Here is a 15,629-nt window from a genome sequence, read left to right on the forward strand (position 1 = left end):
ATCAATATGCTTCTTCTTGGGTAGGGAAGTCGCGATTTTTCACGTCTTGCACGTAGTGGCGCACGGCCTCGCTCATAATTTCGTGTAGCTCAGCGTAGCGTCGCAGGAAGCGGGGCTTAAACTCTTTGTTGATGCCCAACATATCGTGTACCACCAATACTTGGCCGTCTACATCGGGACCGGCACCAATGCCAATTACGGGGATGGTGAGTTGCTCGGCTACTTGCTTGGCCAGCTTCGAAGGAATCTTTTCCAATACTACCGCAAAGCAGCCAATTTCCTGGAGCAGGAGCGCATCTTCTATTAGTTTCTGGGCTTCGGCTTCTTCCTTGGCTCGCACTGAGTAGGTACCAAATTTATAAATACTTTGCGGGGTAAGACCCAGATGACCCATTACCGGAATGCCTGCTGTGAGAATACGCGTGATGCTATCCTTGATTTCGGCGCCGCCCTCCAGCTTGATACCGTGCCCGCCCGATTCCTTCATGATGCGGATAGCCGAGCGCAACGCCTCCGACGAATTACCCTGGTAGGAGCCAAACGGTAGGTCTACCACCACTAAAGCCCGCTTCACCGCCCGCACCACCGACTGCGCGTGGTAGATCATCTGATCTAGGGTGATGGGGAGGGTTGTCTCGTGGCCAGCCATGACGTTAGACGCTGAGTCGCCCACCAACAATACGTCAATGCCGGCGCCGTCTAGAATAGAAGCCATCGAAAAATCGTAGGCCGTAAGCATCGAAATTTTCTCGCCGCGCTGCTTCATCGCCAGCAGTTGATGCGTGGTTACGAGCTTCACCTCTTTGTGTTGAGACATTTTCGGGGGACTGAGGGTCTTGGGAACTGAGTTTTTGGGGAAGTACTGAGAAAAGATGCGTCATACCCGCCTAGTGGGGCTACCCAAACGCGGCCCAAAGCTCCAAAAAAAATAGGAGTCGGGCTTCACCTGCATATCTTTCTCCCTTACTCAACCGCTTTCCGGGTAGAAATGTCTAGGGCAACAACTCTACTTTTAGTTGTTGAGGAAAGTCTTGTTGCGGTTCAGCTTCAGGCTTTGTAGCAGCGCCGATTTGGCCGCAATCGTCACGAAATAGCCCTGCGTGTAGCCGAAGGGACGCCAGTTGCCGGTAATCTGCCAGCAGTGCAAATCACGCGAGAAATCGAGCGAAGTGAACGTGACCGTACTATTCTTGAAATCGTAGCCCGTACTGTAGCCCAAGCGGAGGTTGTCGGTGAGCTTCACCGAGCCGCTCAGGCTAAGTGCCATAGCTGTCAGCGGTGCCGGACGTGTGTAGAAGAGGTTGGTAGCGCGGGTGCCGGGGTCTACATAGCTGGCCGTGAAACTGGTGCTCAACTCCCAAGGTAGAGTGAAATCCACATAGTCCTCGTACGGATTCACCGGGATGGGAGAGCCCAGCATAGGGTCGTTGGTAGGGGCCACCGTGCGCGGCACGGTAGATTTTTTGTTTCCAGTGGCTGGGTTGAATTGGTAAGACAGCTGCACTGCCGCCGTGGTAAGGCGGGCCAGCCGGCGCTTGGGCTGATCGAACAAATAGCGGTCGATCAGCCTGCCCGTAGAGTCGCGCTGATACACTACGAAGTTGCCATTGATCAGAATGTTGAGCTTACGCGCCACCTGGGTGCGGAACGTGGCGGTGATAGGCGCGAAGTTCAGCGAGTCTACTGCGAAGTTGTAGCCGGTGCTGAAGTCGAAGCCATCAATCAGGCTTAACTTTTTAAACGGGGTAGTGCCGGTAGTATCCTGGTTGTCGCGTACCTTCATTTCCAGGGAGTTCTGAAGGGAAAAGGTCAGAGCGCTGGTGCGCGTGCCGCTGGGTACACCGTAGGCAAAGCCGTTGTAGCGAGACAGTGCCAGTTGATTAACAAGAACATCTGGATCACGTGGAATCAGATTGCCGCTTCGGTCTCTTCTCGGTTGCCCATTCGCATCCCTTGCAAATTGGTTATACAACAGGCCCTGCGAGTTCACCAACGTACCCGTGTTCAGCAGTGTGAAGTAGGCATCGTTTGCGGCGAAGTTAGGGGAGTACTGGTAGTTCAGGCTAGGCGTAATCTTGTGGCGAATAGCCTCGATTTTCTTGCCTTTAATCTGGTAGATACCATAGAGGTTGGTACCCAGGTTCACGCCGCCTGAATAGTTATACACTCGATTGAAACCCGTTACGGTATCAATGCGCACGGCACGGGCTTCTTCTACGTAGCTGTAATCCAGGCGTTTGAAGTACCACGTTTCGCCATAGTTGACAGAAGGCTGCACGGTCAGATACTTGAGGAAGGCTACCCGGTCGAGGAGGCCACCAAAAAACTGATCGGCCGTGTAGCTGCCCAGCGAAATCTGGAACTGGTGCTGAATGCCGGTTTGCGCATTGCGCAGCAGCGTATTGATGTTGGAGAGCTTAACGGGTAGAATCTGGGAAGTGTTGGTGCCACCGATGAGCGGTATAGCTCCGCCTTCCAATACCCGCGACGGAATAGAATTGCTGATTTGGTTGCGGGCCGTGAGGGTATAGGCCACCGCAAACTGCTCGTAGAAATTTCCTTTCGGCTCCAGCCCAAACAGGCTATACAAGTACTGACGAGCTACGCCTACCGTCACGTCGGGTAGGGTGAAGTCCATGGTGCCAGTAGTGGTATTCTGACTTTGGCTGGCCTGAATGGAATAGTTGATGGGCAGGTAGCGCAGTTGCTTGGAGTAGGTGATGTTGGAGCTGAACGCCGGGGTGAGGTAGTTGCGGGCGTTGAAGTTGTTTTGGCGGTTGTAGTTGTTGCTACCCGCTTGCACGCTGGCCGAGAACCGTCCGCCACCGGGCCGCGCCACCGGTGTATGCGACCAGCTTAGCCAGAACGTGCGGGGCGTATATACCCGTCCCGCGGTGTTCTCCAGGGATATACCTCCCGTGTTCAGAATGCGCTGCGTGGGGCGCTGGTCGTAGCTGAAGCTGAACAGGCCGGAGTAGGCATAGCGTTTGGTATATTGCGCTTCGGCCTGCCCACGGAAGCCGCCGAAGGTCTCGGCATTGCCGGAGTACACGTCGCCGGTGAAGCGCACGCCGATGTTCTGGTTGGGTACCCAGTAGTATCCCCCGTTGCGCAGGAAAAAGCCCCGGTCAGCGCTCTGCCCGAAGGTAGGGATAATGAGACCCGACGCTCTACCCTTGCGCGGGGTAGGGAAGTAGCCAAACGGTAGGCCAATAGGGGTAGGGATACCACCAATAACCAGGTTAAATGGACCCGTAACCACCTTCTGGCCTGGTATCACCTTCATCTTGGTGGCATTGATGTGAAAGTGTGGCACGGCCAAGTTACAGGTAGTATAGCGGCCGTTGCGGCCGTATATCTCATCCAGATCATTTTTCTTGACCACCTCAGCGTGCACAAACCCCTCGCCCTGCTGGGTTACTACCTCCCCGATTTTGCCTTTGCGGGTTTTAAAGTTGTAATCGATTTTGCCTGCTTGGTAGGTGGTAGCGCCCTGTTTGAACAACGGCTGCCCCTGCGTACGCCCCGTAGAATCGGGCACCCCCACGGCCGACATCAGATTTTTGCTGTAATCAACGGTGATGATAGCTGCTTTCAGCGACATGTCGCCGTAATCAACCGTAGCCTTGTCGTAAAGCTTGGCAACTTTAGCGTCGATGTCGAACTCGATGGAGTCTTTCGCTGCGTACTTTACGGTGGTTTGAATGGGGCCTTTGGGCCGGGCCGCCAGCCGCAGCGAGTCGGCCACGCGCACGGAGTCGGGTACGGGTTGCAGCGAGACGGTACGGGCCGTGTCGTTGGCAGTAGGCCGAATAATGCGGCCGGGCCGCACGTCGGCGTTGGGTGGTACGGCCGTGCTTTGCGGACGCTTATTAGTCTGAGCCAACGCGTGCCCGGCTGCCCCTACCCATAAGAGTAGCAGCAGGATAGTGGAAGGCAATAGCTGCCGGATAAAGCGTAAAAAGAATACGGTAGACAAGGGGATGGTCCGGGCCACGTAGTTTTAATTCGTTTATTTTGTGGCTGCTTACAAAGGTAGCGGGTAGCTGCTCCAACTAACGAAAACTGTGCGGAATATTGTCATTGTCTGCACCGCCGTGCTGGTGTTTTTTGCCGGATCGTCGGTGACCATTGCGCCGGGTGTGGCGGCGCCTACGCCCGAACAACCACCCCAAAAGTACCGGATCAGAACCGTAGTGCTTGATGCCGGGCATGGGGGCAAAGATAGAGGCTGTGCCGGGGCTACTGCCCGCGAGGCCCAGGTAGCCCTGCAAACCGTGCTGGAGCTGGGCCGCCTGATTGAGCAGAATATGCCCGATGTGAAAGTGGTGTATACCCGCAAAACCGATGTATTTGTGGAACTGGCCGACCGCGCCGGCATTGCCAACAAGCACAATGCCGACCTATTTATTTCGGTGCACTGCAACTCGGGGCCGTCGGTGGCCTACGGCACAGAGGTCTGGACGATGGGGCCGCACAAAACCGACGCCAACCTGGCCGTAGCCAAGCGTGAAAACGCCGTTATTCTGCAGGAAGACGATTATAAGGAACGGTACAATGGGTTCGACCCCCGCTCACCGCAGAGCCATATTCTGTTCTCGCTCTTCCAGAGTGCCTATATGGTAAACAGCCTGCGCTTTGCGCAACACATTGATGCAGAGTTCAAAAATCGTGTGCAGCGCCACTCACGCGGCGTGAAGCAAGCAGGCTTTTTGGTGCTCTGGAAAACGGCCATGCCCTCGGTTCTGATAGAGCTAGGCTTCTTAACTAACCGCAACGAAGAACAATACCTCAACGATAAATCGGGGCAGTCGTATATGGCCTCGGGAATATACCGCGCTTTCCGCACGTATCGCAACGAGTTGGAAAGCACCAATGAAGGATAACACATCCGCTTTTTTGGCTTCCCAGTGCCTTATTATCTCATCTTTTAGTCTGACCAAACGTGTCAAAAGAAATAAAAGTAGCGTTGCTGGGTATAGTGGCCATAGCAATTCTAATTATTGGCTTCAATTTTCTGAAAGGCTCCAACCTGCTTTCTTCAGACCGCACGTACTACGCCAAATATGACAATGTAGACGGCTTGGCCGTGGGCAACCCGGTGGTGCTCAATGGTATCAAGGTAGGGCAGGTGAAGCAGATGGAGTTGCTGCCGAGTGAGCACAACCGCGTGAAAGTGTCGTTGGAATTAGCCAAAGACGTAGTGGTGGGCGACTCTACCACCGCCAGCCTATCGGGTTCCTTACTGGGTAGCAAAACCATCACGCTATTCCTGGGTAAGAACTCCAAGATATATGATGGTGGCGAGGAGCTGCGCTCCTATACCGTAGCCAGTATCACAGACGCTTTCCAAGCCAAAGCCCTACCCGTGCTCGGCACCGTCGATTCTACTTTAATCAAGGTGAACAGCTTCCTGAGCAAAGATGCTCGTCTGAGCCTGCAACAAACGCTGTTGAACGCGCAGGGCTCATCGGAAGCGTTTAAGAATCTGCTGCTGATGAACCAGCGCAACATCAACCAGATCACCACCAATATGGCCCGCCTCACCCGCGACTTGGCCGTGACCAGCCAAAAATTCGACCGTATTGCGGCCAACTTCGGCCAGCTCAGCGACTCCTTGAAACAAGCGCCCATCGGCCCTACCATGCGCAAGCTCAACGCCACCATGACCGAAGCCCAAACCGCCATGACTACCCTGAATGAGGGCTTGGCCAATCAGCAAGGCTCGCTCAACAAGCTGATGAACGACGACTCGCTCTACAACAACCTCAACGCCACGGCCGCTAGCACCAACTCCCTGCTCACCGATTTTCAGGCTAACCCGAAGCGCTACGTGCACTTCTCGGTGTTTGGCGGTGGCAAAGACAAGGTGAAAAAGGAAGTAACCAAGAAGCCGAACGGCGAGGTGGAAGTCGATACAAAGCGAGTGAAAAGCACCTCCAGCAACTTGGTAGAGCCTGCCACCACGCCACCTGCCGGCCAGTAGACAATCGTCTGGTCAGTTATTTTAATAGTTTTGAAATCCGCCCGTCAAGGCGGATTTCTTGTTTTGTGTGATTAGTGAGATGGTGCAGGTGTGAGTTAAAGCACGCTCAGGATGACACGCGTTCTTTAACTCACACCTGCACCATCTCACCATCTTGCCGCCACCCTACCCCCACCCACTATGGACCTCGAATTCAATAAAAACGAAGACCACCTCAAACAGCTCACGTTTCAATTGCGCCAGCGCCTGCAAAAAGTAGCGCTGGGCGGCGGAGAAAAACGCATAGCTGCGCACAAGGCCAAGGGCAAGCTCACGGCCCGCGAGCGGATAGCCTACCTGCTCGACAAGGATGCCGAAACGGTGGAGGTAGGCGCGTTTGCCGGCGAAGGCATGTATGCCGACGAAGGCGGATGCCCCAGCGGTGGGGTAGTGGTAGTGCTCGGGTACGTGCAGGGTAGGCAGTGCGTGGTAGTGGCCAACGATGCGACCGTGAAGGCGGGCGCGTGGTTTCCCATCACGGCCAAGAAGAACCTGCGGGCGCAGGAAATCAGTATAGAAAACCGCTTACCCATTATCTATCTGGTTGATTCGGCGGGGGTGTATTTGCCGATGCAGGACGAGATTTTTCCGGATAAGGAGCACTTCGGCCGCATTTTTCGCAACAATGCCGTGATGTCGTCGATGGGCATTGTGCAGCTTTCGGCCATCATGGGGCCGTGCGTGGCGGGCGGGGCCTACCTGCCTATTATGAGCGATGAGGCCATGATTGTGGAGGGTACCGGCTCGGTGTTTCTGGCTGGCTCCTACCTCGTGAAATCAGCCATTGGCGAAACCATCGACAACGAAACGCTGGGCGGCGCCACCACGCACTCCGAAATTTCGGGCGTCACAGATTATAAGTTTGCCACGGATGAGGAATGCCTCGACCATATCCGCAGCATCTTCGACAAGCTGGGCGACACGCCCACGGCGGGCTTCAACCGCGCCGCGCCGGCCGCGCCGCAAGCGAATCCGCAGGAGCTCTACGGCCTGCTACCCGCCGACCGCGCCAAGCCCTACGATATGATGGACATCATCCATCGGCTGGTGGATAGCTCAGAGTTTGAGCCCTACAAGGACCTCTACGGCCAAACGCTCATCTGTGGCCTAGCCCGCATCGATGGCTGGGCGGTGGGCATTGTGGCCAACCAGCGCAAAATCGTGAAGTCGAAGAAGACGGGTATGCAGATGGGCGGCGTCATCTATTCCGACTCGGCCGACAAAGCCGCTCGTTTTATCATGAACTGCAACCAGAAACGGATTCCGCTGGTGTTCCTGCACGACGTGTCGGGCTTTATGGTAGGCAGCCAGAGCGAGCAGGGGGGCATCATTAAGGACGGCGCGAAGATGGTGAATGCCATGGCTAACTCGGTGGTGCCGAAGTTCTCGGTGGTGGTAGGCAACAGCTACGGCGCCGGCAACTATGCCATGTGCGGCAAAGCCTACGACCCACGCCTAATTGTAGCTTGGCCCACCGCCCAATTAGCTGTAATGAGCGGCGCTGCCGCCGCCAACACGCTCCTGCAAATCCAGGTAGCCTCTCTGAAAGCTAAGGGCCAGGAAATAACGCCCGAAGCCGAAAAGGACCTCCTCGACACCATCAAGGCCCGCTACGACGAGCAACTCTCACCCTACTACGCCGCGGCGCGGCTGTGGGTGGATGCCATTATCGACCCGTTGGAAACGCGTAAGGTCATTTCCCAAGGCATTGCGGCTGCGAATCACGCGCCGATTGAGCGAGCGTATAATGTGGGCGTAATTCAGGTGTAAGTCCAGCTTGTCAAATTGTGTCACTCAATCGTTCAGACGGACTGAACGACACCTAGGCTCGTGCCTTATTTGCTAAACTGAAAGGACTAAAGAGGTAGAAGTAGTTTAAGCGTTTCTAATGAGACGTCAGGTTTCGCTTAACTGATTCTATCTCCGTTCCTACCTTTACCATTCATTCAGCCCTACCCTCTGTGAGCGAACAAACTCCTTCTGCTTTCGAAAAAGCCCGCGCCGGCCTGTGGGTCAGCCTGCAAAAACACTTAGCGGCCGTGTACAGTGCGGAGAAATCCTTTCTGGCCGCTACTTCATTCGTTGAGGCTTTCCCGTTTGCACTACACGCGGCCACAGAGGAGCAGCAAGCCGATTACCAACAGGCCCGCCGTGCCCTGCGCGACCTATACACTGACGAAACCACCCAACTCGGCACGCTGGTAAAAGCCATCCGCACCAAATCATACACCGAAGACGAGAAGAAGCAATTGTACCTGCTGCTGCTGGGCTACCTGGATATTGCTGCCAGTGTATTTGCGCTACTGAGCACGCACGTGCCTACCAAGCTACCCGAAGACGAAGAACTGGCTACCACGATGGATACGTTTGAGCGCGTGCGCAAATTCGCCCGCCTGAATGTGAAGGGCTTGGCTGGGTTGCTGGGGTAGGCGCTTCTTAACAGCTAGGAAAGGGTAGGGGTGGCAAATTATACAACTACTATTCTTGTACGCCCCTACACCCGCACTTCGCGTATAGTCTTCGAAACGAGAACTGAAGACGATGGCGAAGAAGAAAGTATCCGAAATACTGATTGATACACTGCTGGCAGCTGGCGTACAGCGCGTGTACGGCGTAGTAGGCGACTCGCTCAACGGCGTGACGGACGTTATCCGGCAGCGCGAGGGCATTGGCTGGGTGCACGTGCGACACGAAGAAGCCGGCGCTTTTGCGGCTGGCGCCGAAGCCCACCTTACGCAGGAACTGGCCGTGTGCGCTGGTAGCTGTGGCCCCGGCAACACCCACCTCATCAATGGCCTCTACGACTGCCACCGCAGCCGCGTGCCGGTGCTGGCCATTGCCTCCCAGATTCCGAGTGCAGAAATTGGGACGCAGTATTTCCAGGAAACCCACCCGGAGCGTTTATTCCAGGAGTGCAGCGACTATTGCGAGCTGATTTCTACTCCCGAACACGCCGTGCGCGTTATAGAAAGCGCCATCCAGACGGCTTTGGTGAAGCGCGGCGTGGCCGTAATCGTACTGCCCGGCGACGTGTCGGAGATGGAGGTAGAGGCGCCCGAGCCGCGCCTACCCGCCCGGCATCGCTCCGCTACCCTGCGCCCTTCGGACGCTGATATAGCCGATGCCGCTACCATGCTGAACGGGGCAGAGAAAATAACCATTTTGGCTGGGGCCGGCTGTGCGAAAGCGCATGCTGAACTCATGCAGATAGCCAGCGCGCTGAAAGCGCCCATGGTGCACGCTCTGCGCGGCAAGGAGTACATTGAGTATGATAACCCGTTCGATGTGGGGATGACCGGCCTGCTGGGCTTTGCTTCGGGGTACCACGCTATCATGGACGCCGATGTGCTGCTGATGCTGGGCACCGATTTCCCCTACACGCAGTTCCTGCCGCACGAGTCGAAAACTATTCAGGTGGACTGCCGCGCCGAGCACATTGGCCGCCGTACGCGGGTAGACATTGGGCTAGCCGGCGACGTGGGCGAAACCATCCGGCAATTGCTACCCCACCTAGTGGCTAAAACTGAGCGGGCTCACCTGGATAAGGCCCTGGCCAACTACAAAGACTCGCGCGAGAACCTAGACGAGCTAGCCATTGGCAAGCCCGGCGACGACTCCATGCATCCGCAGTACCTCACCAAGCTGATCAACGAACTGGCCGCAGAGGATGCCGTCTTCACTTGTGATGTGGGCACGCCTACCGTGTGGGCCGCCCGCTACCTTGCTATGAACGGTCAGCGGCGTTTGCTGGGCTCGTTCAACCACGGCAGTATGGCCAATGCCATGCCCCAGGCCATCGGGGCGCAGCTGGTCTACCCCAACCGGCAGGTAGTAGCCCTGGCCGGCGACGGAGGTTTTGCCATGTTACTCGGCGACCTACTGACGCTGAAGCAGTTGAATTTGCCTGTGAAGCTCGTTATCTACAACAATAGTTCTTTGGGCTTTGTGGAGTTGGAGATGAAAGAAGCCGGCCTGTTGCCTTTCGAGACGACCCTCGATAATCCCAATTTTGCGATGTTGGCTGAAAGCGTAGGCATCCGGGGCATACGTGTAGCGGACCCCGCCGACTTGCATGCTTCTCTGGCAGAAGCCTTTGCCCACCCCGGTCCGGTGGTGATTGACGCAATTGTGAAACGCGCCGAGCTATCCATGCCGCCTACTATTGAGCTAGAACAGGCCAAAGGTTTCAGCCTCTACGCCCTGAAAGCCGTAATGAGCGGCCGCGGCAACGAAATACTGGACCTGGCAAAGGACAACCTGAACTTGCTGGGATTGTAAAATAGGGTAGAGCAGACCATCATTCCGAGCTTACCAAGGAATGACGGCCTACTTAGTCAAAAATGACGCGTCAATAGCTTTTAAATGAACATTTGCCGTAGTTAGCGGTGTTGAAAGTAGCCGGTTTGGTGCGAGGCATCAAACCGGCTACTTCTATTCAGTATCTCCGCTCTGCCAGTTCTGGCTCCCGCCGCCGAAGCCTCGGCTATGTCTATGACCAACAAAGAAATAAAAGCCCTTATCTCGCTGCTCGATGATCCGGAAATAGCGCCTCAGATTCAGGGTACTATCCAGAATCTGGGAGAAAGCATCATTCCGTTTTTGGAAGAATCGTGGGAAGAAACGCTGGACCCACAGCAACAGCAGCGCCTCGAAGACCTCATTCATAATCTGCAATTTGATGGGCTGAAGCAACGCCTGCGTGTGTGGCGCGACTCGGGCGGCGACAGTTTGCTGGAGGGCATGTGGTTGCTGAACTCCTACCAGTATCCCGATGCCGATTTTCAGGCTTTGAACCGCGCCATTGAGCAATTGCGCTTTGAAGCCTGGACCCAGATGCGCCCCGGCATGCACCCCGCCGACCAAGTACAAGTACTGAATCACGTGCTGTTTCGCACGCACAAGCTGGCGGCCAATACCCAGAATTTTCACTCGCCTGCCAACTCCATGCTGCACTTGGTGCTGGAAACCCGGCGCGGTAACCCCCTTACGCTCTGCGTAATCTACCTGCTGGTGGCCCAGCGTCTGATGCTACCCATCTACGGCGTGAACCTGCCCAACCTGTTTGTGCTGCTGTTCCGACCTACCAATCCCAACGTAGAGCCGTTCTACATCAACTGCTACAACCGCGGCCTGATTCTGTCTCGCACTGATATCGAGCACTACATTGCCCAACTCAACCTCACGCCCAACGAGGTGTTCTTCGAGCCCTGCTCACACCTCGATATCGTGCGCCGCGCTCTACGCAATTTGCAGTTGAGCTTTGAGAAAATGCAGGAGCCCAATAAAGCCAGCGAAGTAGCCGAGTTGCTCGCTATCCTGACCGACGAAGGCGACCCGTTGACGGATAATGAGGGGGAAGAGTAGGGGAGTAAGGAAGGGAGGGAAGTAAAAAAGAGTGTCATCCTGAGCGGAGCGAAGGACCTTATCACGCGTGAACGAGTCGTTATGACGTCCATCGTTCTCACGTGAGAGGGTCCTTCGCTGCGCTCAGGATGACACACTTTTTTACTTACTGACCTTCAATTTGCTTTAAAACTTCTTAATTAAGCATCCTGAGGCTCGGGTGTCAGATACACCGGCGGGGCGGCCTGCTAGCAAGTTGTCGAGTACCTGGGCAAGGTAGCGCTGGCGCACATCACTTTCTACCTGTGGGTTGTCGTCGATAGCACCTTTATAGCGCACGACGAAGCCGTTGCCGGCGGGTTGTAGTACTACGGCTTCGGGGGTTTTGGTGGCGCCCAACTGGCTGCTCACTTTCTGACCCTCGTCGGTGAGGTAGGTGATGTTGTTGCTGTCGCTTTTCAATACCAGTTTTTGTGTATCGTTGGCAGCATCCAGGTTGATGGGGGCTTCTACATACAGAAATTGGACGCCCCGGCTGCCATACGTAGAGGCCAGCGCATTGAGGCGGTCTTGGTAGGAGCGGGAGAAGGGGCAGTTCTGGCTGATAAAGACCACTACCACAGCCTTGCTGCCAGCGTAGCTGCTCAGCGAAACCGGCGCGTTGGCCGCGTTCTTCAACGTGAAATCGGTGACGGTGCGCGTGCCCTGAGCGCGCGCTACCCCCACGCCCACAGCGCAAAAAACCAGGGTAGCAGCAGCGAGAAGCGAAAGTCGGCGGAAAGACATGGCAAAAAATATGGGATGAGAAGCACGAAGCAAACACTACAGCTCCGATAGTGATTCAACGCAATACGTGAGTACATAGCCGGGTGCAGGGCGCAAATACATCAGCTGGTGCTGGCTGCGGGAGTTTTTGAGCAGCAGGTGAGCCGTCAACTCGCCTGCCTCCCGCAGCCAAAACGGGTCGAGCAATAATTGCTCTTTAAACACCAGCCCCCGGCGACTATGCAACTTGTAAAGCGTCTCTTTGGCACTCCAATAGAGACTGTACTTGGTGGCATCGTCGCCGGCATCGGCCCGCTCAGCTTCCGATAGAAACCGCGAGGCCAGTTTTTGTGCTTTTCCACGAATTAATTCAACATCTATGCCAACTCTGCCTTGAGGCGCTACTATACCAGCCACCCACTCACCAGAATGCGAGAGCGAAACTGCGTAATCGGGCAGAGTGGGGAGGTAGGGCCGACCGTTGGCATCGTTGGCTAAGGTAGCGGGCGTGGTAGTTACTTTTAGCAGCAGTGCATGTACCAGCAGGCGGCCTGCTGCCCACTGCGCCGCACGGGTAGGGTCGCGTCCGGCCGGGTACAGCGCTTGGTACACAGTAGGGTAGGGCAGCAACGGCAACAGCTCATCGACGGTTTCGGTAAGACGCCACAGGCCGAGGTAGGCGCCGTGGGGTAGGGAAGCTAGGGAGTGCAGGGGCATAAGCGGCAGAAACGCCGCCCACCTAACGTGGCGCGGCACAAGCAAATCTGGCGTAATTTCGCCGAAATTCTCATGTGCATGTCCGCTTCCTCCCGTCCTCAGGTTCAGAAACTCGCTACCCTTACCGGGCACCGCGACTGTGTATATACCCTGAGCGGCGGCGCCGACGAAGCCACGTTTTACTCGGCCGGAGCCGATGGGCTGGTAGCCAGCTGGAACGTGCTGGACCCCCAGGCCAATGGTCTGCTGGTGGCAAAAATGGAGAAGTCGGTGTATGCGCTGCGCTACCTGCCGGCGCGGCAATTGCTGGTGATCGGGCACAACTTTGAGGGGGTGCAGGTAATTGATCTGCAGCACCGTCAGCTGGTACACGCCACGGCCTTGCCCCCGCTTGCTATCTTCGATCTAGCTTACTCCGAGGCGGCGCAGCGTTTGTTTGTGGCGTTGGATGATGGCACGCTGGCCGTGCTGCGCGCCACAGATTTTAGCTTGGAGAAACTCCTGCGCGTGACCGATAAAAGCCTGCGCTGCCTGGCTCTGCACCCTACCCGCCCGGAGCTGGCTATAGGCAGCAGCGATACCACCGTGCGCGTGCTGGACGTGCACACGCTGGAAACCCTACATACACTCCCCGATGCCACTAATTCTGTTTTCACCATGGCCTACTCCCCCGATGGCCGCTATCTGCTGGCCGCCGGCCGCGACGCTCATTTGCGCCGCTACGACGCGGCAACCGGATATACTCTGGCTGACACTGTAGTAGCGCACATGTTTACCATTAATCACCTTACGTTCTCGCCCGATGGCCGCTTTCTGGCCACGTGCAGCATGGACAAATCCATTAAGCTCTGGGAGTCCGATACCCTGCGCCTGCTGCGGGTGGTAGACCGGGCGCGCCACGCCGGCCACGGCACCTCCGTGAACAAGTTATTTTGGTCGGGGCAGCAAAATCGGCTAGTTTCGTGTAGCGACGACCGCAGCCTGGCGGTGTGGGAGCTTACGCTAGCTGACAGTTAATGGCTGTTAGCTGTTGGCTTTGTGGTTAATAACCAAGCAGCATATTGCTATGCTGCAATAGATTGTCAGGTTGTGGCGTATTCTCAATAAATGCAAAGGCTGCTGGCTATGAGCTAACAGCTACTAGCCAACCGCTACACATGAAAATATCTGCCCTCGACATTCGGCAAAAGACCTTCGAAAAAGCCTTTCGGGGCCTCGACGCCGACGAAGTAAACGCCTTCCTGCTCACGCTCTCGCAGCAGTGGGAGCGGATGGGCGATGAAAACCGCGACCTGCGCAACAAGCTGGACTACGCCACGCAGGAAGTGCAGAAGATGCGCGAGATTGAAAGTTCACTCTATCGCACCCTCAAAACCGCCGAGGACACGGGCAACAACATCACAGAGCAAGCCCAACGCAACGCAGAAATACGCTTACGTGAGGCCCAACTGCAAGCCGAAGAGCTCCTGTCGCAAGCCCGGCAAAAGGCGCGCACGCTGGTAGAAGATGCGTATAAGCAGGCCGAGCGCAGCGTAACCGAAATGCAAGTGGAGGTGAGCCGCCTCAACCAGGAGCACCAGCGCCTGGAAGGCGTGCTAGATTCCATGGTGCGTGACTTGCAGCACTTGGCCACCGATGCGCTGGATAAGGTAGAAAAGGCGCGCAACCGCCCTAAAGGCAGTACGGCGGCCATCCTTTCGCGGGCAGCCAGCGTAAAGGTGAATAAACCAGAACCTTCACCCGAAGCTACTCCTGCCATGCATATCGACACTACTGCCACTTCCTCCGTTGCTGCTGTAGGCGGCGCGCTAGTTGCCACCCAGTTTGGTAGCGCCGCTGTTACCACGGCCCGCCCCATCGGTCCGCAGCCTGGCGCTTACAACCCTAAGCCCGGCCAGCAACCCGACCCCGGTGCGCCCGCTCAGATTCCCGGTCCGGAAATCAGCCCAGACCCTACCCCCAACGAAAATCCTGGCCAGGTGCCGCCCTCCCGCATTGAGGAGCCCGCGCCCTCGCGCATTATCGAGCCCGACGCGCCCAACGTGGAGCCTGTACGGCCCGATATTCAGCCTATAGGCCCTAGCCACCCCGAGATTGTGCCACCGGCCCCCGCGCCGCAGCCCGGCACGGGTAGCCCCGGCCCCGGCTTCAAAGCCGATCCAGTAGTAGCCGAAAAGTCGTTTTTCGACGAAATCTAAATCACGTATTCGCTCGGATTTTTCGAATTACACGGATTTTGTAGACGATTTTGCAAAGCCTACCTTACTAGGGTAGGCTTTGTTGTTGAAGAAGTAGTGCTGGCACGGGTCAGTTACTACTCACCATTTCACTACTCACCATTTCACCACATGGGCCAAATTGCACTGGAAGGCATGGAGTTTTTCGCTTTTCACGGTTACTATGACGAGGAGCAGAAGATCGGCAACAAGTATGGCGTCGACTTATATATCGACACGGACTTACACGCCGCTGGGGCATCGGATAAGCTACAGGAAACGGTGAACTATGAAGTGCTGTACAGGGTGGTAGCCGAGGAAATGCAGGCCCCGGCTCGGTTGCTCGAACATCTCGGCCACCGGGTACTAGATCGAGTGCTAGCAGAGTTTCCTTACATCCACAGGGCGCGGGTAAGTGTGTCGAAATTCAATCCGCCGCTGGGTGGTATCTGCCACCGTGCCCGCATCACGCTGGAACGCACACGGTAAAGACAGAACAAGCTGTGTCTAATCGTTGAACGATAGGCAGCAGCATGGTTCTACCAAAACGCACGCGGTAGCGA

The 15,629-nt window shown here is 56.1% G+C and carries 13 protein-coding genes; 9 read left to right on the forward strand and 4 right to left on the reverse strand.

Annotated elements, in window-relative coordinates; genetic code table 11:
- Position 1: 1 nt before the first annotated feature.
- Positions 2 to 817 (reverse strand): 3-methyl-2-oxobutanoate hydroxymethyltransferase, encoded by an 816-nt coding sequence (panB, locus tag MUN82_RS00640; protein WP_245093936.1) that lies wholly within the window; start codon positions 815 to 817, stop codon positions 2 to 4.
- A gap of 195 nt (positions 818 to 1,012) precedes the next feature.
- The gene (locus MUN82_RS00645) at positions 1,013 to 3,979 is read right to left on the reverse strand and encodes a putative LPS assembly protein LptD (RefSeq protein ID WP_245093937.1); all 2,967 of its coding nucleotides are present in this window, start codon (positions 3,977 to 3,979) and stop codon (positions 1,013 to 1,015) included.
- 145 nt (positions 3,980 to 4,124) lie between these two features.
- On the opposite strand from MUN82_RS00645, the gene MUN82_RS00650 reads away from it, so the two are divergent.
- The 6 genes from MUN82_RS00650 to MUN82_RS00675 all read left to right on the forward strand — a co-directional run bounded on the left by MUN82_RS00650 (position 4,125) and on the right by MUN82_RS00675 (position 11,389).
- Positions 4,125 to 4,886 (forward strand): N-acetylmuramoyl-L-alanine amidase family protein, encoded by a 762-nt coding sequence (locus MUN82_RS00650; protein ID WP_245097625.1) that lies wholly within the window; start codon positions 4,125 to 4,127, stop codon positions 4,884 to 4,886.
- A gap of 59 nt (positions 4,887 to 4,945) precedes the next feature.
- A complete protein-coding gene (locus MUN82_RS00655; protein WP_245093939.1) occupies positions 4,946 to 5,986 on the forward strand; it encodes an MlaD family protein in 1,041 nt (346 codons plus the stop codon).
- Positions 5,987 to 6,166: 180 nt separating this feature from the next.
- Positions 6,167 to 7,795, forward strand: coding sequence for an acyl-CoA carboxylase subunit beta (locus MUN82_RS00660; protein ID WP_245093941.1), 1,629 nt, complete (start codon positions 6,167 to 6,169; stop codon positions 7,793 to 7,795).
- 191 nt (positions 7,796 to 7,986) lie between these two features.
- Positions 7,987 to 8,454, forward strand: a complete 468-nt coding sequence (locus MUN82_RS00665; RefSeq protein ID WP_245093943.1) for a hypothetical protein — start codon at positions 7,987 to 7,989, stop codon at positions 8,452 to 8,454.
- 112 nt (positions 8,455 to 8,566) lie between these two features.
- The gene (gene poxB, locus MUN82_RS00670; protein ID WP_245093945.1) at positions 8,567 to 10,303 is read left to right on the forward strand and encodes a ubiquinone-dependent pyruvate dehydrogenase; all 1,737 of its coding nucleotides are present in this window, start codon (positions 8,567 to 8,569) and stop codon (positions 10,301 to 10,303) included.
- Positions 10,304 to 10,516: 213 nt separating this feature from the next.
- The gene (locus MUN82_RS00675; protein ID WP_245093947.1) at positions 10,517 to 11,389 is read left to right on the forward strand and encodes a transglutaminase-like domain-containing protein; all 873 of its coding nucleotides are present in this window, start codon (positions 10,517 to 10,519) and stop codon (positions 11,387 to 11,389) included.
- Between the two features lie 165 nt (positions 11,390 to 11,554).
- On the opposite strand, the gene MUN82_RS00680 is transcribed toward MUN82_RS00675, so the two are convergent.
- Both MUN82_RS00680 and MUN82_RS00685 read right to left on the reverse strand, forming a co-directional pair.
- Positions 11,555 to 12,154, reverse strand: coding sequence for a redoxin domain-containing protein (locus tag MUN82_RS00680; RefSeq protein WP_245093949.1), 600 nt, complete (start codon positions 12,152 to 12,154; stop codon positions 11,555 to 11,557).
- 36 nt (positions 12,155 to 12,190) lie between these two features.
- On the reverse strand, positions 12,191 to 12,850 hold the full coding sequence (locus tag MUN82_RS00685) for a 4'-phosphopantetheinyl transferase family protein (protein WP_245093951.1): 660 nt from the start codon (positions 12,848 to 12,850) through the stop codon (positions 12,191 to 12,193).
- A gap of 78 nt (positions 12,851 to 12,928) precedes the next feature.
- Between MUN82_RS00685 and MUN82_RS00690 the strand changes: the two genes are divergently transcribed.
- The 3 genes from MUN82_RS00690 (at position 12,929) to folB (ending at position 15,555) form a co-directional block, all read left to right on the forward strand.
- Complete coding sequence (locus MUN82_RS00690) at positions 12,929 to 13,867, forward strand: WD40 repeat domain-containing protein (RefSeq protein ID WP_245093953.1); 939 nt, start codon at positions 12,929 to 12,931, stop codon at positions 13,865 to 13,867.
- Positions 13,868 to 14,007: 140 nt separating this feature from the next.
- Positions 14,008 to 15,048 (forward strand): DivIVA domain-containing protein, encoded by a 1,041-nt coding sequence (locus tag MUN82_RS00695; RefSeq protein WP_245093955.1) that lies wholly within the window; start codon positions 14,008 to 14,010, stop codon positions 15,046 to 15,048.
- A 150-nt stretch (positions 15,049 to 15,198) separates the two neighbouring features.
- Entirely contained in the window at positions 15,199 to 15,555 is a 357-nt protein-coding gene (folB, locus tag MUN82_RS00700; protein WP_245093957.1) for a dihydroneopterin aldolase, read from the forward strand.
- Positions 15,556 to 15,629 lie beyond the last annotated feature (74 nt).

The organism is Hymenobacter aerilatus, assembly GCF_022921095.1.
Taxonomy (GTDB): Bacteria; Bacteroidota; Bacteroidia; order Cytophagales; family Hymenobacteraceae; genus Hymenobacter; species Hymenobacter aerilatus.

Bases quoted from the DNA above. Each gene is read 5' to 3' on its own strand.
- MUN82_RS00690 (WP_245093953.1), top strand. From the start codon at position 12,929: ATGTCCGCTTCCTCCCGTCCTCAGGTTCAGAAACTCGCTACCCTTACC.
- poxB (WP_245093945.1), top strand. From the start codon at position 8,567: ATGGCGAAGAAGAAAGTATCCGAAATACTGATTGATACACTGCTGGCA.
- MUN82_RS00660 (WP_245093941.1), top strand. From the start codon at position 6,167: ATGGACCTCGAATTCAATAAAAACGAAGACCACCTCAAACAGCTCACG.
- MUN82_RS00680 (WP_245093949.1), bottom strand. From the start codon at position 12,154: ATGTCTTTCCGCCGACTTTCGCTTCTCGCTGCTGCTACCCTGGTTTTT.
- MUN82_RS00685 (WP_245093951.1), bottom strand. From the start codon at position 12,850: ATGCCCCTGCACTCCCTAGCTTCCCTACCCCACGGCGCCTACCTCGGC.
- MUN82_RS00695 (WP_245093955.1), top strand. From the start codon at position 14,008: ATGAAAATATCTGCCCTCGACATTCGGCAAAAGACCTTCGAAAAAGCC.
- panB (WP_245093936.1), bottom strand. From the start codon at position 817: ATGTCTCAACACAAAGAGGTGAAGCTCGTAACCACGCATCAACTGCTG.
- MUN82_RS00675 (WP_245093947.1), top strand. From the start codon at position 10,517: ATGACCAACAAAGAAATAAAAGCCCTTATCTCGCTGCTCGATGATCCG.
- folB (WP_245093957.1), top strand. From the start codon at position 15,199: ATGGGCCAAATTGCACTGGAAGGCATGGAGTTTTTCGCTTTTCACGGT.